A 26,116-nucleotide genomic window follows, 5' to 3' on the forward strand; every position below is an offset into this window, starting at 1 on the left:
GGCCGGACTGAGCCCGCGAGGGCGCACCGAGCCGGAAGCCAGGAGACGACATGTCTGACTTCAAACCGGGCCTGGAGGGCGTCGTAGCCTTCGAGACCGAGATCGCCGAACCCGACCGCGAGGGTGGCGCGCTGCGCTACCGCGGCGTCGACATCGAGGATCTGATCGGCCAGGTCTCCTTCGGCAACGTCTGGGCGCTGCTGGTCGACGGGCGGTTCGGCCCGGGCCTGCCGCCGGCGGAGCCGTTCCCGGTGCCGGTGCACTCCGGCGACATCCGCGTCGACGTGCAGTCCGCGGTCGCCATGCTGGCCCCGTACTGGGGGCTCGACCAGCTGCTGGACATCTCCGACGAGCAGGCCCGCGAGGACCTGGCCCGGGTCTCGGTCACCGCGCTGTCCTTCGTCGCCCAGTCGGCCCGCGGCCTCGGCCTGCCCGCCGTGCCGCAGAAGGAGATCGACAAGGCCGAGACGATCGTCGAGCGCTTCATGAAGCGCTGGCGCGGCGAGCCGGACCCGCGGCACGTCAAGGCCGTCGACGCGTACTTCATCTCGGCCGCCGAGCACGGCCTGAACGCCTCCACCTTCACCACCCGGATCGTCGCCTCCACCGGCGCCGACGCCGCGGCCTGCATCTCCTCCGGCATCGGCGCGCTCTCCGGCCCGCTGCACGGCGGCGCCCCGAGCCGGGTGCTGAGCATGCTGGAGGCCGTCGAGCGCAGCGGCGACGCCGAGGGGTACGTCAAGGGCGTCCTCGACCGCGGCGAGCGGCTGATGGGCTTCGGCCACCGGGTCTACCGGGCCGAGGACCCGCGCGCCCGCGTGCTGCGCCGTACCGCCAAGGAGCTGGGCGCGCCGCGCTTCGAGATCGCCGAGGCGCTGGAGAAGGCCGCGCTGGCCGAGCTCCAGGCCCGCCGCCCGGACCGGGTGCTCGCCACCAACGTCGAGTTCTGGTCGGCCGTGGTGCTGGACTTCGCCGAGGTGCCCGCGCACATGTTCACCTCGATGTTCACCTGCGCCCGGATGGGCGGCTGGAGCGCGCACATCCTGGAGCAGAAGAAGCTCCAGCGGCTGGTCCGGCCGTCCGCCCGCTACGTCGGGCCGGCCAGCCGCAAGCCGCAGGAGGTCGAGGGCTGGGACGCCATCCCGCACGGCGTCTGACCCGCGTACCCGGAGCCCCCGCCCACCGCCGGGCGGGGGTTCCGCCGGTTCCGCGCCCCGGCCGGCGCTGATATCGGCGTCGGCTCGCCATGTCGGCGACATGGCGGTATCCGAGCCGCCGCGACACCGCCACATCGCCGACACGGAGTCGATCTAGCGGTCGGCCGCCGGCCGGTCCGTCCGCCCGGCCGCGGCGGCCGGTTGTGGCGCATCCCTCAGCGCACGGGGCGGGACCAGCCGCCGGACGGCCCGGACGAGGTGCGAGGATGAAGGCTCGGCAGTGCCGCCGGACCGGGCTGGAGATCCCGGCCGCCCGTGCGCCCGCGCACGCGTCCGCCGCAGGTCCCCGCCCGGTGAAGGGCCCGCCCTCGCCCATGCGGAAGGATCTCGACAACCGTGGCTGACGCACCGACCATCCGGATTCCCGACGACATCAAGCCCGCCGACGGGCGGTTCGGCTGCGGGCCGTCCAAGGTCCGTCCGGCGGCCGTCTCCGCCCTTGCGGACGTGGCCACCAGCTACCTGGGCACCTCGCACCGGCAGAAGACCGTCCGCGACGAGGTGGCCCGGCTGCGCCGGGGGATCGCCGAGTTCTTCTCCCTCCCCGAGGGCTACGAGGTGATCATCGGCAACGGTGGCACCACCGCCTTCTGGGAGGTCGCCACCTTCGGCCTGGTCCGCGACCGCGCCCAGTTCGCCAGCTTCGGCGAGTTCGGCGCGAAGTTCGCCAAGTCGGTCGCCGACGCGCCGTTCCTCGGCGAGCCGACGGTCCGCAAGTCCGCGGCGGGCACCGCGCCGACGCTGGTCGCCGAGGCCGGCGTGGACGTCTACGCCACCCCGCACAACGAGACGTCCACCGGCGTCGCGGTGCCGATCAGCCGGGTGCCCGGCGCCGACCCCGGCTCGCTGCTGCTGGTTGACGCCACCTCGGGCGCGGGCGGCCTGGAGGTCAACGTCGGCGAGACCGACGTCTACTACTTCGCGCCGCAGAAGTGCTTCGGCTCCGACGGTGGCCTCTGGCTGGCCCTGATGTCGCCGGCCGCGCTGGAGCGGGCCACCGAGATCAAGGGATCCGGCCGCTACATCCCGGCCTTCCTCGACCTGGTCACCGCGATCGACAACTCGCGACTGGAGCAGACGTACAACACGCCGGCGCTGGCCACCATCTTCCTGGCGGCCGAGCAGACCGACTGGATGAACTCGCAGGGCGGGCTGGCCTGGGCGGCCAAGCGCACCGCCGAGAGCGCGGGCATCGTGTACGGCTGGGCCGAGCGATCCGCCGTGGCCACTCCGTTCGTCGCCGACCCGGCGCTGCGGTCCAACGTGGTCGCCACCATCGACTTCGCCGACGGGGTGGACGCCTCGGCGATCGCCAAGGTGCTGCGCGCCAACGGCATCGTGGACACCGAGCCGTACCGGAAGTTGGGCCGCAACCAGCTCCGCGTCGCGCTCTTCCCGGCGGTCGAGCCGGCCGACGTGGAGGCGCTGACCGCCTCCATCGACTACGTGGTGGACCGGCTCCAGTAGACCGTCACGGTGGGTGGTCGACGGGGCCCCGTCGACCACCCACCGTGATCATCGTCGCAGCTCAGTCGCGACATGCGGGTGTCGCATCCCCCACCTTCGGGTAGATGAGCGTACGGTGGTCCGAGGACGCCCGGGTGGCCGGCTCGTGGCGTGACGGCCAGCGAAGCGGGACGGAGGCAACGCCATGCGCCCAGTACGCTTCGTCGCCCTCTCCGAGGACGGCCAGGCTCTGGTACTCGCCGACGAGGTCGGGCGCCTGCTCGCCCTCCCCATCGACGAACGCATCGCCACGGCGCTGCACGCCGAGCCCGGCGCGGCGCCGCTCGCGGTGGTGCCCGCCGCCGCCGACCCGACGCCGTCGCTCTCCCCACGGGACATCCAGGCCCGGATCCGCTCCGGCGAGTCCGCCGAGGACGTCGCCCGCATCGCGGGCGTCCCGGTCGACCGGGTGCTGCGCTACGCCGGCCCGGTGCTCCAGGAGCGGGCCATGCTCGCCCAGCACGCCCGGCGCACCCGGCTCAAGGGCGCCGAGAAGCCCACCCCGCTGGCCGAGGTGGTCAACGGCCGGCTGGCCCAGCACGGGATAGACACCGAGAAGATCTCCTGGGACGCGTACCGGCGCGACGACGGCACCTGGCGGATCATCGCCACCTGGCCGTCGGGCAAGGCCACCGCGCAGGCGGTCTGGGACCTCGACAAGCTGCGGCAGAACGTCACCCCGCACGACGACATGGCGCAGTACCTGTGCGCCGAGCGTCCGACGCCGATCCTCGGCCAGGAGCCGGCGCCGGAGCGGGGCGGGCACGCGCTGCCCGGCCCGTCGCGCGGCGAGCCCAGCCGGGGCGGGCACGGCCTGCCGGCGGCCGGCGAGCACAGCCGACCCGGGCGGGACCCGATCCGGGCCGGGCGCGACGCCCTGCTCGCCTCCCTCGACCGGCCGCTCGGCGGCACCTCGGGTCGCGGGCTCGACCCGCGCTCCCCGGCCGCGCTGGCCGGCGCCGACGCACCCCGGCAGCGGGCCGTCGCCGGGGGCGCGGCGGCACTGCTCGGCGGGGGTCAGGGTTCGGCGTTCGACGACGACTCGGACGCGCCGAAGGAGGTCCCGGCCGTACCGTCGCTGGCGGTGCTCCGGCCCCGCCGCACGGGTGCCGCGGCGGCCGCCGGCGGCGAGTCCACCGACGCCAACGGCAAGCCGCGCAAGCGGCTGCCGAGCTGGGACGACGTCCTCTTCGGCAGCGGCCCGGCGGCCCGCGAGTCCTCCTGATCCAACGGCCCACCCTGGTGGGCGAGGCACTCTAAGTGCCCGCGTGCCAGGGTGGACCCATGGAGTACACGAATCTGGGACGCACCGGTCTGTCGGTGAGCCGGCTCTGCCTCGGCACGATGAACTTCGGGCCGCAGACCACCGAGCCGGACAGCTTCGCCATCATGGACCGGGCGCTGGAACACGGCATCAACTTCTTCGACACCGCCAACGTGTACGGCTGGCAGACCGGTGAGGGCATCACCGAGCAGATCATCGGCCGCTGGTTCGCCCAGGGCGGCGGCCGGCGCGACAAGGTGGTCCTCGCCACCAAGGTCTACGGCAAGATGGGCGACTGGCCCAACGAGCAGGGCCTGAGCGCCCGGCACATCATCCGGGCCTGCGAGGACTCGCTGCGCCGGCTCCAGACCGACGTGATCGACCTCTACCAGATGCACCACGTCTCCCGGAGCACGCCGTGGGAGGAGATCTGGCAGGCGATGGAGACCCTGGTCGCCCAGGGCAAGGTGATCTACGTCGGATCGTCCAACTTCGCCGGTTGGCACATCGCCCAGGCGCAGGCGGCGGCGGGCCGGCGCAACTTCCTCGGGCTGGTCGCCGAGCAGTCCATCTACAACCTGCTCACCCGGCACGTCGAGCTGGAGGTGATCCCCGCCGCACAGCACTACGGGCTGGGCGTCATCCCCTGGTCGCCGCTGCACGGCGGACTGCTCAGCGGCGTCCTGCGCAAGATGGCCGAGGGCGGCGCCGCGCGGGGTGCCAGCGGGCGCTCCGCCGACGCGCTGGCCGAGCACCGGACGACCATCGAGGCGTACGAGAAGCTCTGCGCGGACCTCGGGCACGACCCGGCCGACATGGCGCTGGGCTGGCTGCTCTCCCGGCCCGGGGTGACCGCCCCGATCATCGGCCCGCGCACCGTGGACCAGCTCGACCGGAGCCTGGGCGCGTTGACCGTCGACATCGACGAAGCGACGGAGAAGCGCCTCGACGAGCTGTTCCCGCCGGTCGGCAACGGCGGTCCCGGTCCGGAGGCCTGGGCCTGGTGACCCACCCCCGACCCCGGTGACCCGCACCGGCCGGTCAGAGCGGCCAGGCGGCGAGCCGGTCGTACGTCGGCTGGGGGCCGGGGTGGCTGCGGACCAGCACCAGCTCGGTCGCCGGCCACTCCGGCCCCTCGTAGCCGCCGAGCGCGGCCCGGTCGGCCTCCACGTCGGTCGGGTCGATCCGGTCGCCGGGGCGGGCGATCGTCAGATGCGGGCGGAACGGCTTCTCGTCGTGCGGGAGGCGGTTGCGGCGCAGCCCCATCCGAATCAACCGGCCCAGCACGTGCAGCGCCTCGACGTCGCCGAGCAGGTCCACCCAGAGCACGGTGAAGCGGCCCCGACCGAACCGGCCGCCCCCGCCGAGCCGGAGCCGGGGCGCGCCGACGCGCGCCGCGCGGGACGTCTCGGCGGCGAGCCCGAGGGTGCTCTCCACGTCGACCAGGCGGTCCGCCTCCACATCACCGAGGAAGGCGAGCGTGACGTGCAGGTTCGCCGGGTCGGCGAGGCGTACGTTGATGCCGGCGGCGGAGGCGGCGCCGATCCGCAGCCCGGCGAGCCGGTCGGTCAGGTGAGCGACCGCGGCGGGCGGCGGATAGACCGCGACGAAGAGTCTCACGCCCGCCGGTGACGGGGTCGGCGACCGGCGACGGCGGCCGGCAGCGCCAGCCCCGCCTGGGCGAGCAGTCCTTCGACCCGGACCCGCTCGATCTCCCGGTCCACCCCCTCCAGCTCGGTGAGGTGCTCGGTGATCGCCAGCGCCCGGCAGGCGGCCCGGAGCCGGTCGTCGTACGCGTCGATGACCGAGGTGTGCCAGACCACCGAACGGCCGCGGGCGGCGAGCCGGTGCCCGCCGAGGCGGCGCAGGTCGGCGGCGATGCGTTCCAGGGGTTGCCGGTCGACCCGGTCGAGCTGGGTCAGGTCGATGTCGCGGGTGAGGGCGTCCGCCTCGATCGCCCGGTCCAGCCGGGCGATGGTGCGGCGCTCGCGTCGCCCGTCGCGCCACTCGGCCCAGCCGCAGGCCACCCGGTCGAAGATCTCGTCGAGGCAGAAGAGCAGGGCGAACGCCGCCGGCAGGCATGCCACGGCGAGGATCGCCAGTACCAGCGTCAGTGCGCCACCGCCTGCCACATATCGACGCTAAGGCCGACGCCCGGCTCCCGCCACCGGATTGCCGGTATCCGGACGCGAAACCGGCCCACCTTCCCGCGTGGCGGGGGCGGGCCGGAGGCGCGTCGGTCAGCAGTCGGGCGACGAGACCACGTAGAAGCGGGGCATGGGCAGCACCCGGAAGCGCAGCCGGGCGCCGGAGCGGCGCAGCTGCCAGGTGAGCGCGAGCAGGGCGGTGGCCAGCGAGATCAGGCCACCCATCCAGATGCTCGCCCCGGCGCCGTAGGTCTCGGCGACCCAGCCGATCAGCGGGGCGCCGACCGGGTTGGTGCCGAGGAAGACCAGCACCCAGAGCGCCATGACCCGGCCCCGGAAGGCGGCGTCGACGCCGAGCTGGACCCGCTGGTTGGCGGCTTGGGCGAAGAAGACCATGAAGAAGCCGGTGGGCAGCAGCAGTGTCACCACCAGCCAGTACGCCGGCGCCAGCCCGACCAGGGTGCCGAAGACGGCACAACCGACCGCCGCGCCCAGCACCACCCAGACCGAGGGGCGGCTGCGCCGCCCGGTGCCGGCCAGCGCCCCGACCAGGGCCCCGATCGCCAGCGCGGTGCTGAACAGGCCGAACGAGGCGGCACCGGTACGGAACACGGTCTTGGCCAGCGCGGCCAGGGTGAGCTGGAAGTTGAACAGGGTCATCCCGACCACCGACATCACTGCCATCGGCAGCAGCAGGTCGGGACGGCGGAAGACGTACCGCAGCCCGTCGACGACCTTGGCCGAGTCGCGCTCGCCGACCGGCGGCAGGTCCTTGCGGTGCAGTTCGGCGGGGCGCATCCGTACCACGGTGGCCAGTGGGGCGATCGAGCTGACCGCGGTGAAGAGGAACACCGGGCCGACGTCGAAGGCGGCGATGGCGAGGCCGGCCACGGCCGGGCCCACGATCCGCGCCGAGTTGAACACCGCCGCGTTGAGCGAGAGCGCGTTGGGCAGCAGGGACATGCCGACCAGCTCGGAGACGAATGCCTGCCGGACCGGGGTCTCGACGGCGTTGGCGACGCCGAGCAGGGCGGCGAAGGCGAAGACGTGCCAGAGCTGCACCAGGTCGGTGAGGACCAGCACGCTCATCCCGAGCGCGAGCACCGTCCAGAAGGCGTTGGCGACGAAGAGCAGCAGTCGCTTGTCGTACCGGTCGGCGAGCCGGCCGGAGAGCAGGGTGAGCAGCAGCACCGGAGTGAACTGGAGTGCCGTCACCACGCCGAGCGCGGTGGCGGAGTCGTCGGAGAGCTCGAGGACGAGCCAGTCCTGGGCGATGAACATCATCCAGACGCCGATCAGCTTGATCAGCTGCCCGGATGCGAATAGCCGGTAGTTTCGGACCTGTAGGGACTGGAACATCGTCGTCAGCTTCGCCTGCACTCTTGGTGCGCCTCCTCGGTGGTACGCCTCATCCACAACGGACGGTGCGGACCCCGAGGTACGGAAGTGTCAGGCTCTGGCCAGTTGCTGGAGGATCTCGGCGGCGCGCCGCAGCGTGTCGCGTTCGTCCTCCGTGAGCGCGGCCAACCGGCTGGCCAGCCACTCGTTGCGGGCCCGCTCGAACTGTTCGAGCACGGCCAGGCCTCCCTCGGTCGCCGCCAGGATGACCTGACGACCGTCGGTCGGGTGGGGGGTGCGCTGCACGAGACCGCGCTCCTCCAACTTCGCGACGATCTTGGTCATCGTCGGTGGCTGCACCCGCTCGACGTCGGCCAGTTCCCGGGGCGTCAGCGCGCCCGCCAGCTTGAGGCTGGTGAGCGCGGAGAGCTGGGTGACCGTCAGGTCGCCGACCGGGCGGGCCTGTCGGACCCGCCGGTTGAGTCGGGTGATCGCATCACGCAGCTGAGGGGCCAGCTGCGCCGGTGGCACGCGTTTCGCCGTCACCGTCCGCTCCGTCACAGTAGTTAGCATAACTAATGAGCCTGGCTAACGACATGCGATATGACCATGCTCACGAGGGGTTTGTGCTGCTCCGGGCCGGGTATCCGGTTTCGGCCCCGGCCCGGAGCGGCGGTTGAGCTACAGCACCGCGGACTCGATCGGCCCGCGCAGGAAGTAGAGCACGAACAGTGCGGCCACCCCGTAGAGCAGTGGGTGGATCTCCCGCGCCTTCCCCTTGGCCAGCTTCAGCACCACGTAGCTGATGATGCCGGCGCCGATGCCGTTGGAGATCGAGTAGGTGAACGGCATGAAGGTGATGGTGAGGAACGCCGGGATGGCGATCTCGTAGTCGGTCCAGTCGATGGTGCGTACCGCGGTCATCATCAGGAAGCCGACCACCACCAGCGCCGTCGAGGCCGCCTCGAAGGGCACCACCACCGACAGCGGCGCCAGGAACATCGCCAGCAGGAACAGGGCGCCGGTGACCAGGTTGGCCACGCCGGTCCGGGCGCCCTCTCCCACACCGGCGGCGCTCTCGATGTACGACGTGTTGCTGGAGACGCTCGCCGCGCCACCGGCCGCCGCGGCGATCGAGTCGACCAGCAGGATCTCCTTGGCCCGCGGCGGGGTGCCCCGCTCGTCGAGCATGTCCCCCTCCTGGCCGATCGCCACCATCGTGCCCATGGTGTCGAAGAAGTCGGTGATCAGCAGGGTGAAGACGAACATCAGCGGCACCAGCCAGCCGGCGCGGCTCCACGAGTCCAGCACGTTGAAGTTGCCTAGCAGCGACAGGTCCGGGACGTCCACGATCTGCTTGGGCAGCTCCGGCACGTTCAGGGACCAGCCCTTGGGGTTGGGCTTGCCGTCGACGAAGGAGGGCCCGACGTTGGCGACCGCCTCCACGATGATCGCCAGCACGGTGGAGGCCAGGATGCCGATCAGGATCGCGCCGCGCACCCGGCGTACCACCAGCACCAGGGTCAGCAGCAGACCGACCACGAAGACCAGCATCGGCCAGCTGACGATCTTGCCGTTGATGCCCAGGCCCACCGGCACGGTGGTGTTGGCGACGTCCGGGATCCGCCGGACGAAGCCGGCGTCGACCAGACCGATGATGGTGAGGAAGAGACCGATGCCGACGCCGATGGCCGTCTTCAGCTGGGTGGGGACCGAGCGGAAGACCGCGGTACGCAGGCCGGTGAGGACCAGCACGGCGATGATCACACCCTCGATCACCACCAGGCCCATCGCGTCCGCCCAGGTCATCTCCGGGGCGATCTCGTACGCGACCAGCGCGTTCACGCCCAGACCGGCGGCCAGCGCCATTGGGAATCGTCCGACGACGCCCATCAGCATCGTCATCAGGCCGGCGACCAGGGCGGTCGCGGCGGCCAGTGCGGGGATCGAGAGCTTCTTGCCGTCACCGTCGACGGCGCCGCCCAGGATCAGCGGGTTCAACACCACGATGTACGCCATCGTGAAGAAGGTCGCCAGGCCACCCCGTACCTCGCGGCTCATCGTCGAACCACGGGCGGAGATCTCGAAGAACCGGTCGAAACCGGTGCGGGGCTGGGCGGGATCAGGTGGAGTGCCGTTGTCCGGCGGCGCAATGGCCATCAGGTCCCTCGCAGGTGATCTTCGGTTGTCGCGCGCATCGTCCCAGATCACGGCCCGGCAGGAAAAGTTGATCGCGTACGCTTTTCCCCGTGCCACAGGAGCAAGCGCCGCGGCCCGAGCCGCTCGACCCGCCGATGGTCCCGTTCGCGGTCGCCGGGCTGATCGCCTGGGCGGTCGTCGGCCTCGTCCTGCTGGTCTTCTTCCGGGGCTGGCTCACCGAGCACGGGCACCAGAACTGGCTCTGGACCTGCCTGGCCGGTTTCCTGTGGGGCTTTCCCGGTCTGGCCGTGATGATGCGGCACGACGCCAACCGGCGCCGCCGTCGCGAATCGTCCCCGCGGGACTGACCGTCAGGAGTGGCCGTACGGCTCCGCCGGCTCGGCCGACTCCACCGACCCGGGCGCGCGACTGATCGACATGGCCTCCACCGCGCTGTCGTCGTAGACCGTGGGCATCTCGTCGACCGGGGACTCCGCCGCCTCGACCAGCGCCTCGGAGTGCGCGCCACAGCCGTGGTCGGCGCTGACCACCCGGCCGTCGTCCGGGGCGTAGAAGTTGCCGCAGGCGCCGAAGGCCTGCCGCATCGCGCCGGCCAGCGGCAGGTAGAAGCCGCAGGTGCCGCAGCGGGCGGCGGCGGGCGCCGCCACCGAGATCGGCGCGGACGGGCCGTGGTCGCCCTCGTACCAGCGCTCGGCGGCCTCGGAGCGCCCCTCGCGCGACAGCACCCGGGGCCGGCCGAGGCCGAGCTCCCAGGAGACCTCCTCGACCGCCGGGTCGTCGGAGAGCAGGTAGCCCGGGGCGAGCCGCTCGTCGTCCGGCGCGGTGGGCAGCAGGTCACCCGGGCCGAGGTCACCCGGCTTGAGCCGCTCCTGCCAGGGCAGCCAGCCCGGGGCGAGCAGGGCGTCGGAGCCGGGCAGCAGCACGGTCTCGCAGACCGTGACGTGCTTGCTGCGCGGCACCCGGGTCACGGTGACCGCCCACCGCCAGCCGCGGTAGCCGGCGAGCCGGCACTCGAAGTAGTGCGTGACGACCCGGTCGCCCTCGGCGACGGCGCGCAGGTGATCACCGACGTCGGAGGGCTCCACCTCGGTGATGGCGTCGCGCGCCACGTCGACGGCGGCGGCGCAGACCTGGTCGAGGCGGGCGGCGCGGGTGGAGGCGGGCCTGGTCACCCGTCCATTGTTCCCCATGCGCGTCGCCGCCCGACAGGGACTCCCCGATGACGTCTTCCCCCGGTGGCGCGACGGGCGTGGATCAGATGGGCGAGGATGGTGCACATGCCGCTCTCCTCCCGCTCCGGGCGGTCCGTCCTCGGCCGGACCGTCGGCACGGGCATCCGCTCCGTACGTCTGCTGTTCCGCGGATCACTGCGCGGAGGACGCTGGATGACCCGCCGGGCGGGATCGGCGCGGGCCCGGGGAGCCGGCGGTGAGGTCGGCATGGTCCGCCTCTTCGACCTGCACGCCGTCTCCTGCGCCGGTGACACGCTGATCGCGATCGGCCTGGCCGGGACGATCTTCTTCGACGTCCCGCTCGGCGAGGCGCGCAGCAAGGTCGCGCTCTACCTGCTGGTCACGATGGTGCCGTTCGCCATGCTCGCGCCGGTGGTCGGCCCGCTGCTCGACCACTTCCGGCACGGCCGCCGGTACGCCCTGGCCACCACCATGCTCGGCCGGGCGTTCCTGGCCTGGTTGATCTCGGACTACATCGGCGGCCTCGGGCTCTACCCGGCCGCGTTCGGCGTGCTCGCGCTCTCCCGGGCGTACGGGGTGGCCCGCTCGGCGGCCGTGCCCCGGCTGCTGCCCGAGGGGCTCGGCCTCTCCCAGGTGGGTGCCCGGGCCAGCGTCTACGGCACGGTGGCCGGCGCGCTGGTGGCGCCGATCGGGCTGGCCGCGTTCTGGTTCGGGCCGCAGTGGCCGCTGCGGGTGGCCTCGGTGATCTTCCTGGTCGGAATGGTGATCGCGCTGCGGCTGCCACCGAAGGCGGACTCCGAGCCGCCGGAGCGGGTACCCCGCCCGTGGCGCGGGCTGAACCCCGACCGGGACCGGCCCCTCGGCCGCGGTCGCCCGGCCGGCCGCCTGGTGATCGCCACCCTGATCGGCGCGGCGGCGCCGCGCGCGCTCTACGGCTTCCTGCTGCTCTTCCTCGCGTTCGCGCTCAAGAAGGGCGACCTGAACACCGACTTCTTCGGGCGCGAGCTCAGCGGCCAGGTGGCGCTGGGCCTGGTCGGCGGGGCGCTGGCGGTGGGTGGCTTCCTGGCCACCGCGCTCGGCACCCGGCTGCGCATCCACCGGCCCGCCGCGATCCAGTCGAGCACCATGGTCATCGTGGCCGGGGTGGCCGTCCTGGCCACGATGAAATTCTCCCTGCCGATGGTGGCGGTGCTCTGCCTGGTCGCCGCGCTGACCAGCGGAATCGCCAAACTGGCCGTGGACGCCTCGATCCAGGAGCGGATCCCGGAACGGCTGCGGGCCAGTTCCTTCGCCCACTCGGAGACCGCGTTGATGCTGGCCTTCGTGGCCGGCGGCGGTCTCGGCCTGGTCCCCTTCGAGGGGCGGGTGGGCATCGCGGTCGCCGCCGGGGTGGGCGTGCTCGCCGCCGTCCGGGGCATCGTGGTCGCCGGTCGACTGCGCGGCGAGCGGCTGATCGGTCGCCCGCTCACCGACGAGGAACTGGCGGACCCCGACGTGCCGGAGGACACGGCACGCGGCACGCCCCCGGACGGCCCGGACGGCCCGGACGGCGACCGGCCCGGGCGGGCCCACGAGCCGCACGGAACCGGTCGGGACCGGCCGGGATCGACCCACGAGCCGCACAGCGCTGGTCGGCACGATCACGACGCGGCGGCGGACGCCGCCACGGCGGCCGCCGCCCAGGCCGCGCCGACCTCACCGGCGCCGACCGGCCACCGTTCCCCCGACCCCGCCGGCGACGACGCCGGGCTGGCGCCGCCCGGGTACCACATCTACCGGCCGTCCTCCGCCGTGGCGCGTCCCGGCGGGGCGGACGACGACCAGCGGCGGCAGTCGCCGGGGTCGGTGTCGTGACGGGTCTGCTGGTGCTGACCGCCGTGCCGGCCGAGGCGGAGGCGGTCCGGGCCGGCCTCACCGACCCGACGGTGACCGTTCGCCCGGTCGGGGTGGGGCCGGCGGTGGCCGGTGCCGCCACCGCGCGGCTGCTGACGCTGGCCGAGGCGGCGGGTCGCCCGTACCGGGCGGTGGTGAGCGCCGGGATCGGCGGCGGCTTCGCCGGCCGGGTGGCGATCGGCGCGACGGTCCTCGGCACCCGCAGCGTGGCGGCGGACCTGGGCGCGGAGTCGCCCGAGGGGTTCATCCCGGTCGACGAGCTGGGCATGCCGCCGGAGCTGCTGGGCGGCGGTCCGACCGTCGACGCCGACCCCGAGCTGCTGGCCGCCCTGTGCGCGGCGCTCCCCGAGGCGGTCGTCGGCGCGGTGCTGACCGTCAGCACGGTGACCGGCACGGCCGCGAGCACCCAAGCCCTCGCCGACCGGCACCCGGACGCCGTGGCCGAGGCCATGGAGGGGTACGGCGTGGCGGTGGCCGCCGCGCACGCCGGCCTGCCCTTCGCCGAGCTGCGCACCGTCTCCAACCCGATCGGCCCCCGGGACCGGGGGGCGTGGCGGATGCGGGAGGCGTTCACCGCCCTCACGGCGGCCGCCCGGGCCCTGAGCTGACCGGCCGGTCGAGCCGGAGCGCTTCGGGTCGGCCGGCCTGGAGGCGGTAGCCGCAGGCGAGGAGAAAGGCGATCCCGACGGACTCGGCGATCGCGTGGACCGTGGTGACGCCAACCCGGTCCATCTCCGTGACGAGCATGTCGAGCAGCCGGCGGCCGATCCCGAGCCCACGGTGTTCGGCGGCGACCAGCACGCCGTCGAGCAGCAGCTCCCGCCGATCGCCGAGGTCGTAGCCGAGCAGCAGGTCCACGCTGCGCTCGTGCGCCCGAAGTTCGCCGACCAGCTCGCCGTCGGGCAGCTCCGCGACCAGACGCCAGGACGTCGCCGGCAGCTCGTCCCGGCCGACGCGCCGTACCTGGACCTCGCGCCGGACCCGTTCCCGGCGACGGCTCCTGTCCCGGCGTTCCCGGTTTCGCTCGTAGGTGACGGCGGGCAACGGCACCGGCCACCGCTCGGGCGGCAGGTCGAAGAATCGCGCCCACCAGGCGCCCGGCCAGTCCTTCGGCTCCCGCACCTCACGGGCGTCCAGGTGCGCGGGGCAGTGCCGCCCCGCGCCGTCGCGTAGCTCCTCCTGCGGCACGGCCGGCAACGCGGCGCCCCTCACCTCGTCGCCCTTCGCGCAACCTGTGGCGCGGCCCGCGCTGCCCACCGGTGCAGCAGGGGCCGTCAACGAGATGCCGAGCCGACCGGACGCCGCTCGGACGAGTTGCTCGACCGTGCGGAACCTGGGGTCGGTCGTCCGCCCCGACTCGATCCGCGCGAGGGTCGCCTGCGGCACCCCCGACTTCTCGGCCAGCTCCCGCTGGCTCAGATCGGCCTGCCGGCGCAGCGCCCGCAGCGCCGCGCCGAGATCGACCGAGGGTGTCCGCTCCGTCACCGCACCATGCTCGTCCGCGCGGTCTCCCATTTTCAACAGCCCACCGCAACCTGTGGAAAACCCTGTGGACAACGTTCGGGCCTGGGGACAAGGGGCCTGGAGAGTCGCTACGAATCTGATGACGCGGATGACTCACCGTTTGACGCGGATGACTCACCGTTCCGTCGCGGTAGGCATGCGGCCGGCGGCGGCCCCCGAGCGCGCAGCACCCACACCGCCGAGTGAACCTTCTCTCACCCGGGCTGAATAACTGGCAGGTGTCCACTCCCGCACCGGCAGCCGGGGCGTCGATCACCGGCGGCCGCGACGTCGCCCTGGTGGTGCGGGCCCGGCTGTCAGGTGCCGGCGCTACGCGGTGTCCCCGGACCGTGGTGCCCGTGATTCGTCCACGTCATCAGATTGGTAGCGATAAACGCACACCCCACGTCCCCCGTCCGGGAGGGTCGCGGGGAGGCCAGGCGGGTCGCCACGCCGGGCCGGACGCCGACGCCAGGCCGGTTGCGAGGCCGGGCGGGGCGCGAGGCCGGGCGGGGCGCGAGGCCGGACGGATGGCACGGCGGCAACGACGGCGGGAGCAGCGCCGTAGGGGGCGGGAAGCGGCGGGCGGCGGGAAGCGGCGCGGCGGCGAGCGGGAAGCGGGCGACGGCGAGCGGGTGGGGTCACAGCGGGGCGGGCGGGGTGGAGTGGGGGCGCGGGGGCGGGGCTACCGTGGGAGCGTGGCGCTCTCCCTGGCGATCTCGCCCTGCCCCAACGACACGTTCGTCTTCCACGCGCTGGTGCACGGCCGGGTGCCCGGCGCGCCGCCGGTCGAGGTGACCTACGCGGACGTGGACGTCACCAACACGGCCGCCGAGCGGGGCGCGTTCGACCTGGTCAAGGTGAGCTACGCGGCGCTGCCCTGGCTGCTGGACGACTACCACCTGCTGCCCTGCGGCGGGGCGCTCGGCCGTGGCTGCGGCCCGCTGGTGCTCACCCGGGGCGGGGCCGGTGACGGTGCGAGCCGGCCGGACCGGACCGACCTGACCGGGGCCACGGTGGCGGTGCCCGGTGACCGGACCACCGCGTACCTGCTCTTCCGGCTCTGGTCGGCCGAGCGGCCGCCGGCGCGGATCGAGGTGGTGCCGTTCCACGAGATCATGCCGGCGGTGGCGGCCGGGAAGTACGACGCGGGGCTGGTCATCCACGAGGCGCGGTTCACCTATCACCGGCACGGGCTGACCGCGCTGGTGGACCTCGGGGAGTGGTGGGAGGGCGACACCGGGCTGCCGATCCCGCTCGGCGCGATCCTGGCCCGCAAGGGCGCCGTCGACCCGGTGGCGGCGGCCGGCTGGATCCGGGAGTCCGTCCGCCAGGCCTGGGCCGATCCGGCCGCCAGCCGGGAGTACGTGCTCGCGCACGCGCAGGAGATGGAGCCCGACGTGGTGGACCGGCACATCGGCCTCTACGTCAACGAGTTCACCGCGGACCCGGGGGACGCGGGCTTCGCCGCCGTGGAGGCGCTGCTGGGCCGGGCCGCCGCCGCCGGGCTGATCCCTCAGACCTCCAGCCCTCAGACCTCCAGCTCGCGCGCCACCGCGTGGACCAGCTGAGCGATCTTCTGCGCGGTCTTCTTGTCCGGGAACCGGCCCCGGCGCAGGTCCGGCTGGACCTTCGCCTCGAGCACCTTGATCATGTCTTCGACCAGTCCGTGCAGCTCCTCGGCCGGGCGCCGGCGCAGCTCCGCCATCGACGGCGGCACGTCCAGCAGCTTGACCCCCATCGCCTGGGCGCCCCGGCGGCTGTCCACCACGCTGAAGTCGACCCGCTGTCCACCCTTCAGGTCGGTGACACCCGCGGGTAGCGCGCCCTTGGGCAGGAACACGTCGCCACCCTCGTCACTGGTGACAAACCCGTATCCCTTGGCCGCGTCATACCACTTCACTCGACCCGTCGGCACCTGAGAACCCCTGCTTCGCTTGAGACGTCGACTGCTGCTCCAAGGCTAGCCCGATGATCCGGTCCAGCGCCGCCGGGAATCCGGTGAGATCATCCAACACCTGGTACGCCCCGGCGGCCCGCAGTTCGTCGATGCTGCACGGCCCGGTGGCCACCCCGACACCGGGCACCCCGGCCGCGCCCGCCGCCACCATGTCCGCCATGTGGTCGCCGACGTAGAGGGTCGCGCCGTGCGTGCGCAGCGCGGTCGCCTTCTCCTCGGCGAAGAGGTCCCCGGCCACCTCGTCGACGCTCAGCCCGAGGTGCTCCAGGTGCAGCTTGGCCAGTCGGCCGAGCTTGGCGGTCACCACCATCACCCGGCCGCCGCGCGCGTGGACCGCCTCGACCGCCTCCCGCGCGCCCGGCAACGGGACGGTCGGGGTGATCGCGTACGCCGGGTAGAGCTCGCGGTAGATCGTCACCGCCTCCTCCACCTGCTCGGGCGGGAACCAGTGCGCGATCTCGGTGCGCAACGGCGGCCCGAGCCGGGAGACGGCGAGGTCGGCGTCGACGGGTACGCCGGTCTGCGCGGTCAACGCCCGGAAGCAGGCGGCGATGCCGGGGCGGGAGTCGACCAGGGTCATGTCGAGGTCGAAACCGACCATCAGTGGAAGCACCCCGAGAACGTACCCGCCCAACCCGGACCGAGCCGGACGTCCGAGGGGCGGGACGGCCCCGCAGCGGGCTAGCGTGGAACGACGATGACCACCTCACTCGCCGACCACCTGCGCGCCCTGCCGGACGAGTCGCTGGCCGCCCTGCTCCAGTTGCGGCCCGACCTCGTGGTGCCGGTGCCCGCCGACGTCTCCGCCCTCGCCATCCGGGCCGAGTCGCGGGTCTCCGTGGCCCGCGCGCTGGACGGGCTGGACCAGTTCACCCTCCAGATCCTCGACGCCGCCCGACTCACCCGGCATCCCGAGGAGGGCACCACCTCCACCGACGCCGTCCTCGCGATGGCGACCGCCGGGCCGCACCCGCCCGCCCCGACCACCGTCCGGGGCGCGGTGGACCGGCTGCGCGCCCGCTTCCTGCTGTACGGCCCGGAGCACGCCCTGCGCGTCGCGGGCAGCGTCGACGAGGTCTCCCCGTACCCGGCAGGGCTGGGGCGACCGGCAGCGGAGCTGGACCTGCGGACGGCGGCGCTCTGCGCGGACCCGGCGAAACTGCGGCGGACGTTGCTGGCCGCTCCGCCCTCGGCCCGGGCGATCCTGGACCGGCTCGCCGCCGGGCCGCCGGTGGGCAGCGTCCCGCCGGGCGCCCTCCAGGCGCCCCCGGTCGGCGCGGAGGACGACCTGCCGCCGGACGCCACCAACGGCGGCGCGCCCACCGGCTCGCCCATCCGCTGGCTGGTCGACGCCCGGCTGCTCGTGCGGGTCTCCGCCGGCACCGTGGAGCTGCCCCGTGAGGTGGGGCTGCTGCTGCGCCGGGACAGCGGCCCGCTCGGCCCGCTGCGCACCAGCCCGCCGTCGGTCACCGCGCCGCCGCGCGAGCCGAAGGCCGTGGACTCCGCCGGGGCCGGGCAGACCATGGAGCTGGTACGCCACACCGAGGCGCTGCTGGAGAGCCTGGCCGCCGAGCCGGCCCCGGTGCTGCGCTCGGGCGGTGTCGGCGTCCGTGACCTGCGCCGGCTGGCCCGCGGCGTCGGGCTGGACGAGCCGGCCACCGCGCTGGTCTTCGAGGTGGCGTACGCGGCCGGGCTGGTCGGCGAGCTGGACCTGCCCGGTTCCACCACCGGCCGCTACGGCGCCGACCAGCAGGTGCTGCCCACCGGCGGGTACGAGGTGTGGCGGGCGATGTCGCTGGCCCACCGCTGGGAGCAGCTCGCCCGGGCCTGGCTGACGATGACCCGGCAGGTCGGGCTGGTCGGCCAGCGCGACGACCGGGACCGCCCGATCAGCGTGCTCTCCGCCGAGGCGGAACGGGCCGGCGCGCCGGCCGCCCGGCGAGCGGTGCTCGCGGTGCTGGCCGACCTGGAGCCGGCCACCGCCCCCACCCCGGACGAGGTGCTGGAGCTGCTGGACTGGCGGGCCCCCCGACGCAGCCGGGGCCGGGAGGCCGCGCACCGCGAGGTGCTGGCCGAGGCGGCCCAGCTGGGCGTCACCGGGCTCGGCGCGCTCACCTCGTACGGGCGGCTGCTGCTGGCCGACGTCACCGAGGCGGACGAGCGCGGCGGCGACGACCCGCTCGGCCTGCGCTCGGACGCCGAGAGCGGCGACCCGTCGAGCACCGTGCGGGCGCTGGACGCGCTGCTGCCCGCCCCGGTCGACCACTTCCTGGTGCAGGCCGACCTGAGCGTGGTGGTGCCCGGCCCGCCCGACCCGGCGCTCGCCGCCGAGCTGGACGTGGTGGCCGAGCACGAGTCGGCCGGCGGGGCCAGCGTGCACCGGATCACCACGGCGAGCGTGCGTCGCGCCCTGGACGCCGGGTACACCGCCGACGACCTGCACGCCCTGTTCCGCCGCCGGTCGCGTACCCCGATCCCGCAGGGGTTGACGTACCTGGTGGACGACGTGGCGCGCAAGCACGGCGGGCTGCGCCTCGGCTCCGCCGGCGGGTACGTGCGCAGCGACGACGAGGCGCTGCTCGCCGAGGTGCTGGCCGACCGGCGGCTGGAGTCGATGGCGTTCCGCCGGCTGGCCCCGACGGTGCTGGTCACCCCGTACCAGGTGGGGCGGATGCTGATCGCGCTGCGCGACGCCGGGTACGCGCCGGTGCCGGAGGACACCAGCGGCGCGACGGTGCTGTCCCGGCCGAAGACCCGGCGGGCGCCCGCCCGGGCGTCGGTGAGTACCCGCGCGCTGGACCCGCTGGCGGCGCCGAAGCTGGCCATGCCCCGGCTGCTCGGCGTGGTGGAGCAGATCCGGCGGGGCGACGCGGCGGCGCGGGCGGCCCGGCGGGCCCCGGCGGTGGTGCGCGGCAGCGCGGCCCGGGTGGCCGCCGGCCCGATGCCGGCGCACAGCCACACCGAGGCCCTGGCGGTGCTGCAGCAGGCGGTCCGGGACAAGGCGCTGGTCTGGGTCGGCTACGTCGACGCGCACGGGGCGACCGCGTCCCGGCTGCTCCGGCCGGTGTCGATCGGCGCCGGTTACCTGCGCGCCGAAGACGACCGGACGGAGATGCTGCACACCTTCGCGCTGCACCGGATCACCGCGGCGGTGCGGGAGGACTGAGCGGCGCCGAAGCACGGCGGAGCGCCGGGAAGACCGGGCGCTTCAGCGCCGGCTGCGGCGCACGGTGCCGATCACCGAGACGGCGAGCAGCAGGGCGAACGCGGCCCCGGCGGTCTCGCCGACCGAGGCGACGAAGCCCTGCCGCTGCACCAGCCAGCCGAAGAGGAACCAGCCGACGAGGGCGAGCGCGGCGGCGGCGTAGCCGACCAGCGTCGCCGTGGAGACCTCGTCGGCCGGCGGCGACTCGTCGTCGGTGACCGCGTCCTGGTCGACGCTCATTGCCAGCCCTCCCCGCCCCGTCCGGCTCCCGCCCTCCAGGGTGGCACCCGGACGCTTGACCGCACAGGGGACAAAACCCTGAATCGCCGCCCCGACGGTCGGACTGTCGGGGCGGCGATTCAGGTGAGGGTCGTGGGTCAGGTGCCGGGGCGGCGGCCGACCAGCGTCACGCGGGAACCGATCGAGCCGAGCTCGTACCAGCGAACCGCGTCGGTGTGCAGCAGGTTGATGCAGCCGTGCGAGCCGATCGCGGAGTTGTGCAGGTAGGTGGTGGTCTCGTGGAAGCCGATCCCGCCGTTGAAGCGCTGCCAGTAGGGCAGCCACACGTCGTACGGGTCCGACCACTCCTTCAGCTTCCGAAGGTTGATCTTGTAGGTGCCCGCCGGGGTGGCGTAGCCGGACATGCCGGTGCGGGTAACCGTCGGCTTGGCGACCACCTTGCCGTCGCGCATCACCCAGGTGGTCTGCCGGGTCAGGTCCACGCAGAAGGTGGTGCCGGAGCCGGCGTTGCACCGGCTGGTGTCGGTGTTGGCCAGCCGCTTTGCCACGTCGTACGTGGTGGGGCCGGCCCGGCCGGCGGCCGGGCGGATGTCGTACCGCTGCTGGAACTTCTTGATCGCGGCGCAGTCGGCGTCGGACTGCTGGCCGTTGACGCTGACCGTGCCGAACCCGCCCAGCCGGGCGAGGTAGCCCTCCACCTCGCGCTGGTATTCCCCCTGCTCGCAGCGGGTCTTGTTCTGCGGGGTCGGGTTGGCGAACCGGCGGCCGCTCTCCGGCTTCGGCGGCGTGGTGACGCGCGGCGTCGTCGCCGCGGCCTTCAGCTTCGGGGCCGGGGTGGTCGGCTGGGTCCGCTGGTCGGGCGGCGAGCCGCCGCTCGCCCCCGTTACCTGTTCCGCATTGCCGACCGGGGCGAGCCCTCCTCCAGTGCCACCCGGATCGGCCTGCGGGTCGAGCGCGCAGCCACCGGCGCCGACCAGCGTGACCACCGCCAAGGCGACGATCCGGATGGTTAACCCTGTATGCCTCATTGAGCCCTCCCGAATCGGTCGTCCGATTGGAAGACGTTCGGCGGTGGGAAAGCGTTGCGTCGTTTGGGCATTTTTCTGGGCGTCCCCGACCTCGTGCAACACTGGATGGTCGGCCTGCGGCGGGGTGTCCCCACCGATGACGGGTAGCCGACAAGCCCGGCCGAGGAGAGGACACTGGCGTGAGCGGTGGACCACTGATCGTGCAGTCCGACAAGACCCTGCTGCTGGAGATCGACCACCCCGACGCGCAGGCCTGCCGGATGGCGATCGCCCCCTTCGCCGAGCTGGAGCGCTCCCCGGAGCACGTGCACACCTACCGGCTCACCCCGCTGGGCCTGTGGAACGCCCGGGCCGCCGGCCACGACGCCGAGGCCGTGGTGGACGCGTTGATCAAGTACTCGCGCTACCCGGTGCCGCACGCGCTGCTGGTGGACGTGGCCGACACCATGGACCGGTACGGCCGGCTCCAGCTCGCCAACGACCCGGCGCACGGCCTGGTGCTGCGCGCGCTGGACCGGCTGGTGCTGATCGAGGTCGCCAAGAGCAAGAAGCTCGCCGGCATGCTCGGCAACAAGATCGACGACGACACCATCCAGGTGCACCCCTCCGAGCGCGGCCGGCTCAAGCAGGCGCTGCTCAAGCTGGGCTGGCCGGCGGAGGACCTGGCCGGGTACGTCGACGGCGAGGCGCACCCGATCGAGCTGGCCGAGGCCGGCAAGGACGGCCGCAAGCCGTGGACGCTGCGCTCGTACCAGCGGGAGGCGGTTGAGGCGTTCTGGGCCGGCGGGTCGGGCGTGGTCGTGCTCCCCTGCGGCGCGGGCAAGACGCTGGTCGGAGCGGCGGCGATGGCCGAGGCGAAGGCGACCACGCTGATCCTGGTCACCAACACCGTCGCCGGCCGGCAGTGGAAGCGGGAGCTGATCGCCCGCACCTCGCTGACCGAGGAGGAGATCGGCGAGTACTCCGGCGAGCGCAAGGAGATCCGCCCGGTCACCATCGCGACGTACCAGGTGCTCACCTCGCGGCGCGGCGGCGCGTTCACCCACCTGGACCTGTTCGGCGCCCGCGACTGGGGCCTGGTCGTCTACGACGAGGTACACCTGCTGCCCGCGCCGATCTTCCGGTTCACCGCGGATCTCCAGGCCCGCCGGCGGCTGGGCCTCACGGCGACATTGGTACGCGAGGACGGCCGGGAGGGCGACGTGTTCAGCCTGATCGGCCCCAAGCGGTACGACGCGCCGTGGAAGGACATCGAGTCGCAGGGCTGGATCGCCCCGGCCCAGTGCACCGAGGTACGGGTGACGCTGACCGACGCCGAGCGGATGTCCTACGCGACGGCGGAGGCCGAGGAGCGCTACCGGATGGCGGCGACCGCCCGGACAAAGCTGCCGGTGGTCAAGGCGCTGGTCGACCGGCACCCGGACGAGCAGACCCTGGTAATCGGCGCGTACATCGACCAGCTGCACCAGCTCGGCGAGTACCTCGACGCGCCGATCGTGCAGGGCTCCACCACCAACAAGGAACGCGAACGACTCTTCGACGCGTTCCGCTCCGGTGAGCTGCGAACGCTGGTGATCTCGAAGGTGGGGAACTTCTCCATCGACCTGCCGGAGGCGGCGGTGGCGATCCAGGTGTCCGGGACGTTCGGGTCGCGGCAGGAAGAGGCGCAGCGACTGGGGCGGGTGCTGCGACCGAAGGCCGACGGGCGGCAGGCGCACTTCTACACGGTGGTGTCCCGGGACACGATCGACACCGAGTACGCGGCGCACCGGCAACGGTTCCTGGCGGAGCAGGGGTACGCGTACACGATCGTGGACGCGGATGACGTGCTGGGACCGAAGCTGCCGAGCATGGAGTAAGGGATCCATACCCGGTCACGCGCAGAAAGGGTGTCGGGCTCCACTTGATGCGTGACGAATCGATGTCAGATGTTGCGTGACACCCTCGGCTAGGTCTTGGCGCGCGTCCTCGATCATTGAGGCTGTGCGCCACGTCCTGGACGATCCTTCGGGGTTGTCGCCGAGAGCCACCCACTTCCTCCGACATGCCGCGGAGCGAACGTCGTTCGACCTGTCGGATGGGCCCACGACGGACGAGCTCCGGTCGCTGCTGAGCCGGCTGCCAGGCGTGGACGTCCAGGCAACGCTGACCCTGTTTCGGCGAGCTGCGGCTCGATACGGGGGTCTGCGTTATCGCAGCCTCGCCTGGTCGTTCGAAGAGACCGTCACGTTCGTACCGGTCCCGTGGGCAGCAGACGACTACAGCCGCGAGGACCAGGACGCGATGGCCGACCTCATTGGACACGACGTCGCGCACCCGTACGCGGTCTGGCTGCGCGGCGACGGCACCGTGGTCTACTGCTTCACGGGCCCCGACTTGCCGCCGGTGGTGCCCGTCTTTCCTAACGTCGACGCGCTGCTCGAAGCCGAGGCGCTTTACCAGGATTGCGCCACATGGATCCCGGTATCGCTCGACGATGCGCCAGGCCTGGCGGCGGTCGAGGCACACGCGGCGCGCCTGACCCTGATACGTGAGGCGTGCGGGTACACCGAGCGGTGGTGGGAGCAGGACGGTTTCCGGCTCCACGTCTGGAGAACGTTCGCCGCCGTGTTCCCCGGGTCTGGTGCCCGATGGGCAGTGTGGGCCCGTAACCGTTCCGGTGAGCTGGCCGCCCGATCCTTCCTATCTCAGGCAAGGGCGTAGCTACCCGCGCCCTGCTCGCGGCGCGCACCCTGGCTCAACCGGCGATGAATGGCCGGGAACGTGGGCGCAACAGGAAAGGGGCTGGCGGGCCGCTGAGTGCGGCCCGCCAGCCCCCGGCAAGGCTTGGTTAGCCGAGGCCGCCGGCCCGGAACGCCACCCAGGCGTCGCTCATCCGGTCCGCCTGTCCCGCGGTGAACATGTCCATGCAGGAGTCCTGCGTGTAGTCCATGAAGTTGTGGATCGGGTCGAGCCCGGGTGCGGTGCAGGTGTCCGCGCCCACCGGGCAGTTGAACTGCGGGTGCGCTTCGCGCGGGGTGTCCGCGACGAAGTCGCCGGAGGCCGAGCAGCCGTGCGCGAAGGTGTGCTCCAGCATCAGCCAGTGCCCCACCTCGTGCGTCAGCGTGTCACCGAGCGCGTACTTGCCGGCCGTGCCGCCCGGCATCGACTCGTCGAGGATCACCACGCCGTCGATGTAGTCGCGGCCGTTGTTGTAGCCCTTCGGGAAGTACGCCCAGCCGAGCAGCCCGCCGCCGATGTTCCCCGCGTACACGTTGAGGGTGCGGGAGTCGCCGGTGTACAGCGCCTTCTTCATGTCGCGCTCGTTCTTGCCCGGCACGACGGTGTACCAGTCGCTGTTCACCGTCCACGTCGTGTCGACGAGGTCGAACCGGAACGGCGTGTCGGCGGCGTTCGCGGCGGTGCTGCCGGCGAACGAGTCGTTGAGCACCTCCATCTGCGCGGCGATCAGGCTGTTCCACCTGGTCGTCTCCGCCGCGCTGAGCGGGTGGTCGGAGATCATGTGGAAGACCGTCGGCACGGTGACGCTGCCGTTGGCCAAACGTGGAGAATCCTTGATCACGCCGTAGGCGTTCGCCTCGTTCTTCGAGTACAGCTCCGGCTCCTGGGCGGTGGCGCCCTCGGCGACCCGGGCCACGCTGTGCTCGTCGGCACCCGGCTCACACGCCTCGACACCCGGGGAGACGGTCACGGGTGCTGCCGCCGCCGCGCTGTAGGCGCCACCGGACGCCAGGAACGTGGCGGCGGTGGCGGTGAGGACTGCCAGTCGGAAGGTCGGTCTCCTGTGCATCGGTGCACCTTTCAGGGGATGGAGACGGTGCGGAATCGACGCGGGGTTGCCATGACCAGGTCAATGACGTCGTCTTCCCGGTATAAGACCACGTCAGCGGCGCCGGCAACAGCCCTGCGGACCGGCTCATGCGGCAGGCGTACGGCAAAGCCAGAGCTGCCCGCGGCCGTCGGGCCGCGGGCAGCTTGTCGCTGGATGGGAGACCACCAACCGGTCAGCGGTCGTCCCGGGGCATGGAACTACTTGGTGACCCTGACGACGTTCGTCGGGCGCTCCACCTTCACCGCGACGCCGTAGTCGAACAGTTCGAGCGTCGAGCCGAACGTGCCCTTGTCGAGCCGGCCCTTCGCAGTCGACTGCCAGGTGCCGGTGAGGACCACCTTCGCGATCCGACCGTCGCCGTCGAGCGTGACGTCACCGGACGTGGTGGTCGACCCCTTCTCCTCCGACGTCGTGTAGCCGAAGTGCAACGTCCCGTCAGGGTTGTCCGAGATGGTCGCATTCGCGCTCTTCAACGCCGTAAACAGCGCCGCCGGGTCGGGTGCCGCGGCACCCAGGACGGTACTCCCGTCGGCGTACAGGGACAGCCGGTCGTACTTGCCCGGGTACTGGGCGTATTTACCGTACCTCTCGCCCGGGCCCTTGTCGGCCGGCAGCTTGCCCGGCGGTGGTTCCGCCCCTTCGTACCTGGTGCCGTTGATCAGCAGCTCGGTCATGACCGAGTCGTCCTGCCCCACCCGGGCGTACCCGGTGGCCGTCTTCGGGTCGAACGCGCCCTCGTACGTCAGTCCTTGCGGCCCCGAATTGGTCAGCCGAATCCGGTAACTGATGTTCTCGCTGGCAGTGACGGCCGAGACCAGTTCCATCGCCGGCGAGGCCGGCTCGGATCGCGACGGCGCCTCGGCGGTGACGCCCGGACGGCCGGACGTCGGCGTCGTCGCGACGGTTGCCGCCGTGGCGACGCCCAGCGCCAGCACCGCGCACGTCGCACTGACCATCGTGGTCGTCCGGCGCCGGCGGGCCCGCCGGCCGCGATCGAGGAGCGCCCCCATCGGGGGTACGGAGTTCGGTTCGCCGTCGACGATGTCGTGCAGCCGGTGGGCGAGCTGATCGTCAAGGTTGTTCATCGCTTCTACCTGCTTACCGCGTAGGAGGGTTCATCGAGAAGGTGGCGGAGCTTGCCCAGCGCCCGTGCGTTCTGGCTCTTGACCGTGCCCACCGAGCAGCCCAGCACCTGAGCGACCTCGCGCTCGGTCAGGTCCTCGTAGTGGCGGAGCACCACCACCGCACGCTGCTTCGCCGGTAGCGACAGCAGCGCCCGGCGCAGGACGACGGCGTCGGGGCCGACGTCGCCCGCCGGGGCGGCCCGCTCGGGGACGTCCGCGACGAGGCTCTCCCGGCGACGCCGTCGCCAGATCGAGGTCTGGTTGTTGACCAGGGCGCGGCGCAGGTAGGAGTGCGGGTCGTCGAGCCGGGACAGCCGGCGCCACCGCTCGTACACCTTGACCAGGCTGTCCTGGAGCAGTTCCTCGGCCCGCCACCGGTCGCCGGTCAGCAGCATGGCCAGCCGGATATGTCGCTGCCAGGCCACCTCGACGAAGGCGACGTACGACCGGTCCGCCGCGGAGAGTGGTTGTGTTGGGGTCACGCCCCTACCACGTGGCGGTGCCGC

The 26,116-nt window shown here is 72.9% G+C and carries 25 protein-coding genes; 11 read left to right on the top strand and 14 right to left on the bottom strand.

Annotated elements, in window-relative coordinates:
• Window positions 1-50 precede the first annotated feature (50 nt).
• From FHX75_RS13910 to FHX75_RS13925, 4 genes are all read left to right on the top strand, one after another.
• Window positions 51-1,157, top strand: a complete 1,107-nt coding sequence (locus FHX75_RS13910; protein ID WP_154940078.1) for a citrate synthase 2 — start codon at window positions 51-53, stop codon at window positions 1,155-1,157.
• 396 nt (window positions 1,158-1,553) lie between these two features.
• The gene (serC, locus tag FHX75_RS13915) at window positions 1,554-2,684 is read left to right on the top strand and encodes a phosphoserine transaminase (protein WP_154940080.1); all 1,131 of its coding nucleotides are present in this window, start codon (window positions 1,554-1,556) and stop codon (window positions 2,682-2,684) included.
• A 184-nt stretch (window positions 2,685-2,868) separates the two neighbouring features.
• On the top strand, window positions 2,869-3,948 hold the full coding sequence (gene sepH, locus FHX75_RS13920) for a septation protein SepH (protein WP_154940082.1): 1,080 nt from the start codon (window positions 2,869-2,871) through the stop codon (window positions 3,946-3,948).
• A 59-nt stretch (window positions 3,949-4,007) separates the two neighbouring features.
• Window positions 4,008-4,994, top strand: a complete 987-nt coding sequence (locus FHX75_RS13925; RefSeq protein WP_154940084.1) for an aldo/keto reductase — start codon at window positions 4,008-4,010, stop codon at window positions 4,992-4,994.
• A gap of 34 nt (window positions 4,995-5,028) precedes the next feature.
• On the opposite strand, the gene thpR is transcribed toward FHX75_RS13925, so the two are convergent.
• The 5 genes from thpR to FHX75_RS13950 all read right to left on the bottom strand — a co-directional run bounded on the left by thpR (window position 5,029) and on the right by FHX75_RS13950 (window position 9,632).
• Complete coding sequence (thpR, locus tag FHX75_RS13930; RefSeq protein ID WP_154940086.1) at window positions 5,029-5,607, bottom strand: RNA 2',3'-cyclic phosphodiesterase; 579 nt, start codon at window positions 5,605-5,607, stop codon at window positions 5,029-5,031.
• A complete protein-coding gene (locus tag FHX75_RS13935; protein WP_154940088.1) occupies window positions 5,604-6,119 on the bottom strand; it encodes a hypothetical protein in 516 nt (171 codons plus the stop codon). Before FHX75_RS13935 ends, thpR begins: the two co-directional genes overlap by 4 nt.
• Before the next feature lie 108 nt (window positions 6,120-6,227).
• Window positions 6,228-7,514, bottom strand: coding sequence for an MFS transporter (locus tag FHX75_RS13940; protein ID WP_154940090.1), 1,287 nt, complete (start codon window positions 7,512-7,514; stop codon window positions 6,228-6,230).
• 69 nt (window positions 7,515-7,583) lie between these two features.
• Window positions 7,584-8,033: a MarR family winged helix-turn-helix transcriptional regulator gene (locus FHX75_RS13945; protein WP_172894517.1), complete on the bottom strand. Its 450-nt coding sequence runs from the start codon at window positions 8,031-8,033 to the stop codon at window positions 7,584-7,586.
• 120 nt (window positions 8,034-8,153) lie between these two features.
• Window positions 8,154-9,632 carry an NCS2 family permease gene (locus FHX75_RS13950; RefSeq protein ID WP_154940092.1) on the bottom strand — a complete coding sequence of 493 codons (1,479 nt, stop codon included), beginning with the start codon at window positions 9,630-9,632 and terminating at the stop codon, window positions 8,154-8,156.
• Window positions 9,633-9,766: 134 nt separating this feature from the next.
• Here FHX75_RS13950 and FHX75_RS13955 point away from each other — a divergent pair, with 134 nt between their 5' ends.
• Window positions 9,767-9,979: a DUF2530 domain-containing protein gene (locus tag FHX75_RS13955; RefSeq protein WP_218896793.1), complete on the top strand. Its 213-nt coding sequence runs from the start codon at window positions 9,767-9,769 to the stop codon at window positions 9,977-9,979.
• Window positions 9,980-9,982: 3 nt separating this feature from the next.
• On the opposite strand, the gene FHX75_RS13960 is transcribed toward FHX75_RS13955, so the two are convergent.
• Entirely contained in the window at window positions 9,983-10,822 is an 840-nt protein-coding gene (locus FHX75_RS13960; RefSeq protein WP_154940094.1) for a DUF3027 domain-containing protein, read from the bottom strand.
• Window positions 10,823-10,909: 87 nt separating this feature from the next.
• Here FHX75_RS13960 and FHX75_RS13965 point away from each other — a divergent pair, with 87 nt between their 5' ends.
• Together FHX75_RS13965 and FHX75_RS13970 are read left to right on the top strand one after the other, a co-directional pair.
• Window positions 10,910-12,679 carry an MFS transporter gene (locus FHX75_RS13965; protein ID WP_246158033.1) on the top strand — a complete coding sequence of 590 codons (1,770 nt, stop codon included), beginning with the start codon at window positions 10,910-10,912 and terminating at the stop codon, window positions 12,677-12,679.
• Window positions 12,676-13,326, top strand: coding sequence for a futalosine hydrolase (locus FHX75_RS13970; protein WP_154940096.1), 651 nt, complete (start codon window positions 12,676-12,678; stop codon window positions 13,324-13,326). Before FHX75_RS13965 ends, FHX75_RS13970 begins: the two co-directional genes overlap by 4 nt.
• On the opposite strand, the gene FHX75_RS13975 is transcribed toward FHX75_RS13970, so the two are convergent.
• Window positions 13,298-14,203 (bottom strand): GNAT family N-acetyltransferase, encoded by a 906-nt coding sequence (locus FHX75_RS13975; protein ID WP_246158035.1) that lies wholly within the window; start codon window positions 14,201-14,203, stop codon window positions 13,298-13,300. The genes FHX75_RS13970 and FHX75_RS13975 overlap by 29 nt on opposite strands.
• 716 nt (window positions 14,204-14,919) lie before the next feature.
• On the opposite strand from FHX75_RS13975, the gene FHX75_RS13980 reads away from it, so the two are divergent.
• Window positions 14,920-15,792 (top strand): 1,4-dihydroxy-6-naphtoate synthase, encoded by an 873-nt coding sequence (locus FHX75_RS13980; protein ID WP_154940100.1) that lies wholly within the window; start codon window positions 14,920-14,922, stop codon window positions 15,790-15,792.
• Here the strand turns inward: FHX75_RS13980 and FHX75_RS13985 are convergent.
• Window positions 15,753-16,139: a cold-shock protein gene (locus tag FHX75_RS13985; protein WP_154940102.1), complete on the bottom strand. Its 387-nt coding sequence runs from the start codon at window positions 16,137-16,139 to the stop codon at window positions 15,753-15,755. The two genes, FHX75_RS13980 and FHX75_RS13985, sit on opposite strands and share 40 nt — an antisense overlap.
• Window positions 16,111-16,794 (bottom strand): HAD family hydrolase, encoded by a 684-nt coding sequence (locus FHX75_RS13990; RefSeq protein WP_154940104.1) that lies wholly within the window; start codon window positions 16,792-16,794, stop codon window positions 16,111-16,113. The genes FHX75_RS13985 and FHX75_RS13990 overlap by 29 nt, the downstream gene beginning before the upstream one ends.
• Window positions 16,795-16,878: 84 nt before the next feature.
• On the opposite strand from FHX75_RS13990, the gene FHX75_RS13995 reads away from it, so the two are divergent.
• Window positions 16,879-19,347, top strand: coding sequence for a helicase-associated domain-containing protein (locus FHX75_RS13995; protein WP_154940106.1), 2,469 nt, complete (start codon window positions 16,879-16,881; stop codon window positions 19,345-19,347).
• Window positions 19,348-19,389: 42 nt separating this feature from the next.
• Here the strand turns inward: FHX75_RS13995 and FHX75_RS14000 are convergent, their stop codons facing one another.
• Together FHX75_RS14000 and FHX75_RS14005 are read right to left on the bottom strand one after the other, a co-directional pair.
• On the bottom strand, window positions 19,390-19,626 hold the full coding sequence (locus FHX75_RS14000) for a hypothetical protein (RefSeq protein ID WP_154940108.1): 237 nt from the start codon (window positions 19,624-19,626) through the stop codon (window positions 19,390-19,392).
• 137 nt (window positions 19,627-19,763) lie between these two features.
• On the bottom strand, window positions 19,764-20,654 hold the full coding sequence (locus FHX75_RS14005) for a L,D-transpeptidase family protein (RefSeq protein ID WP_154940110.1): 891 nt from the start codon (window positions 20,652-20,654) through the stop codon (window positions 19,764-19,766).
• A 179-nt stretch (window positions 20,655-20,833) separates the two neighbouring features.
• On the opposite strand from FHX75_RS14005, the gene FHX75_RS14010 reads away from it, so the two are divergent.
• Together FHX75_RS14010 and FHX75_RS14015 are read left to right on the top strand one after the other, a co-directional pair.
• Window positions 20,834-22,513, top strand: coding sequence for a DNA repair helicase XPB (locus FHX75_RS14010; protein WP_154940112.1), 1,680 nt, complete (start codon window positions 20,834-20,836; stop codon window positions 22,511-22,513).
• A gap of 124 nt (window positions 22,514-22,637) precedes the next feature.
• Complete coding sequence (locus FHX75_RS14015; RefSeq protein WP_246158040.1) at window positions 22,638-23,357, top strand: hypothetical protein; 720 nt, start codon at window positions 22,638-22,640, stop codon at window positions 23,355-23,357.
• A gap of 127 nt (window positions 23,358-23,484) precedes the next feature.
• Here FHX75_RS14015 and FHX75_RS14020 read toward each other — a convergent pair whose 3' ends face one another.
• The 3 genes from FHX75_RS14020 to FHX75_RS14030 form a co-directional block, all read right to left on the bottom strand.
• Window positions 23,485-24,444 carry a zinc metalloprotease gene (locus tag FHX75_RS14020; protein WP_154940114.1) on the bottom strand — a complete coding sequence of 320 codons (960 nt, stop codon included), beginning with the start codon at window positions 24,442-24,444 and terminating at the stop codon, window positions 23,485-23,487.
• A 239-nt stretch (window positions 24,445-24,683) separates the two neighbouring features.
• Window positions 24,684-25,421, bottom strand: coding sequence for a hypothetical protein (locus FHX75_RS14025; RefSeq protein ID WP_154940116.1), 738 nt, complete (start codon window positions 25,419-25,421; stop codon window positions 24,684-24,686).
• Between the two features lie 155 nt (window positions 25,422-25,576).
• On the bottom strand, window positions 25,577-26,092 hold the full coding sequence (locus tag FHX75_RS14030; RefSeq protein WP_154940118.1) for a SigE family RNA polymerase sigma factor: 516 nt from the start codon (window positions 26,090-26,092) through the stop codon (window positions 25,577-25,579).
• Window positions 26,093-26,116: the final 24 nt, after the last annotated feature.

It is taken from the genome of Micromonospora palomenae (assembly GCF_007829925.1).
GTDB lineage: Bacteria > Actinomycetota > Actinomycetes > Mycobacteriales > Micromonosporaceae > Micromonospora > Micromonospora purpureochromogenes.

Excerpts from the sequence above, each read along its gene's own strand:
- FHX75_RS13955 (WP_218896793.1), top strand. The coding sequence starts at position 9,767 with ATGGTCCCGTTCGCGGTCGCCGGGCTGATCGCCTGGGCGGTCGTCGGC.
- FHX75_RS13910 (WP_154940078.1), top strand. The coding sequence starts at position 51 with ATGTCTGACTTCAAACCGGGCCTGGAGGGCGTCGTAGCCTTCGAGACC.
- FHX75_RS13995 (WP_154940106.1), top strand. The coding sequence starts at position 16,879 with ATGACCACCTCACTCGCCGACCACCTGCGCGCCCTGCCGGACGAGTCG.
- FHX75_RS13925 (WP_154940084.1), top strand. The coding sequence starts at position 4,008 with ATGGAGTACACGAATCTGGGACGCACCGGTCTGTCGGTGAGCCGGCTC.
- FHX75_RS13965 (WP_246158033.1), top strand. The coding sequence starts at position 10,910 with ATGCCGCTCTCCTCCCGCTCCGGGCGGTCCGTCCTCGGCCGGACCGTC.
- FHX75_RS14000 (WP_154940108.1), bottom strand. The coding sequence starts at position 19,626 with ATGAGCGTCGACCAGGACGCGGTCACCGACGACGAGTCGCCGCCGGCC.
- FHX75_RS14005 (WP_154940110.1), bottom strand. The coding sequence starts at position 20,654 with ATGAGGCATACAGGGTTAACCATCCGGATCGTCGCCTTGGCGGTGGTC.
- sepH (WP_154940082.1), top strand. The coding sequence starts at position 2,869 with ATGCGCCCAGTACGCTTCGTCGCCCTCTCCGAGGACGGCCAGGCTCTG.
- FHX75_RS14020 (WP_154940114.1), bottom strand. The coding sequence starts at position 24,444 with ATGCACAGGAGACCGACCTTCCGACTGGCAGTCCTCACCGCCACCGCC.
- FHX75_RS13960 (WP_154940094.1), bottom strand. The coding sequence starts at position 10,822 with ATGGGGAACAATGGACGGGTGACCAGGCCCGCCTCCACCCGCGCCGCC.
- FHX75_RS13950 (WP_154940092.1), bottom strand. The coding sequence starts at position 9,632 with ATGGCCATTGCGCCGCCGGACAACGGCACTCCACCTGATCCCGCCCAG.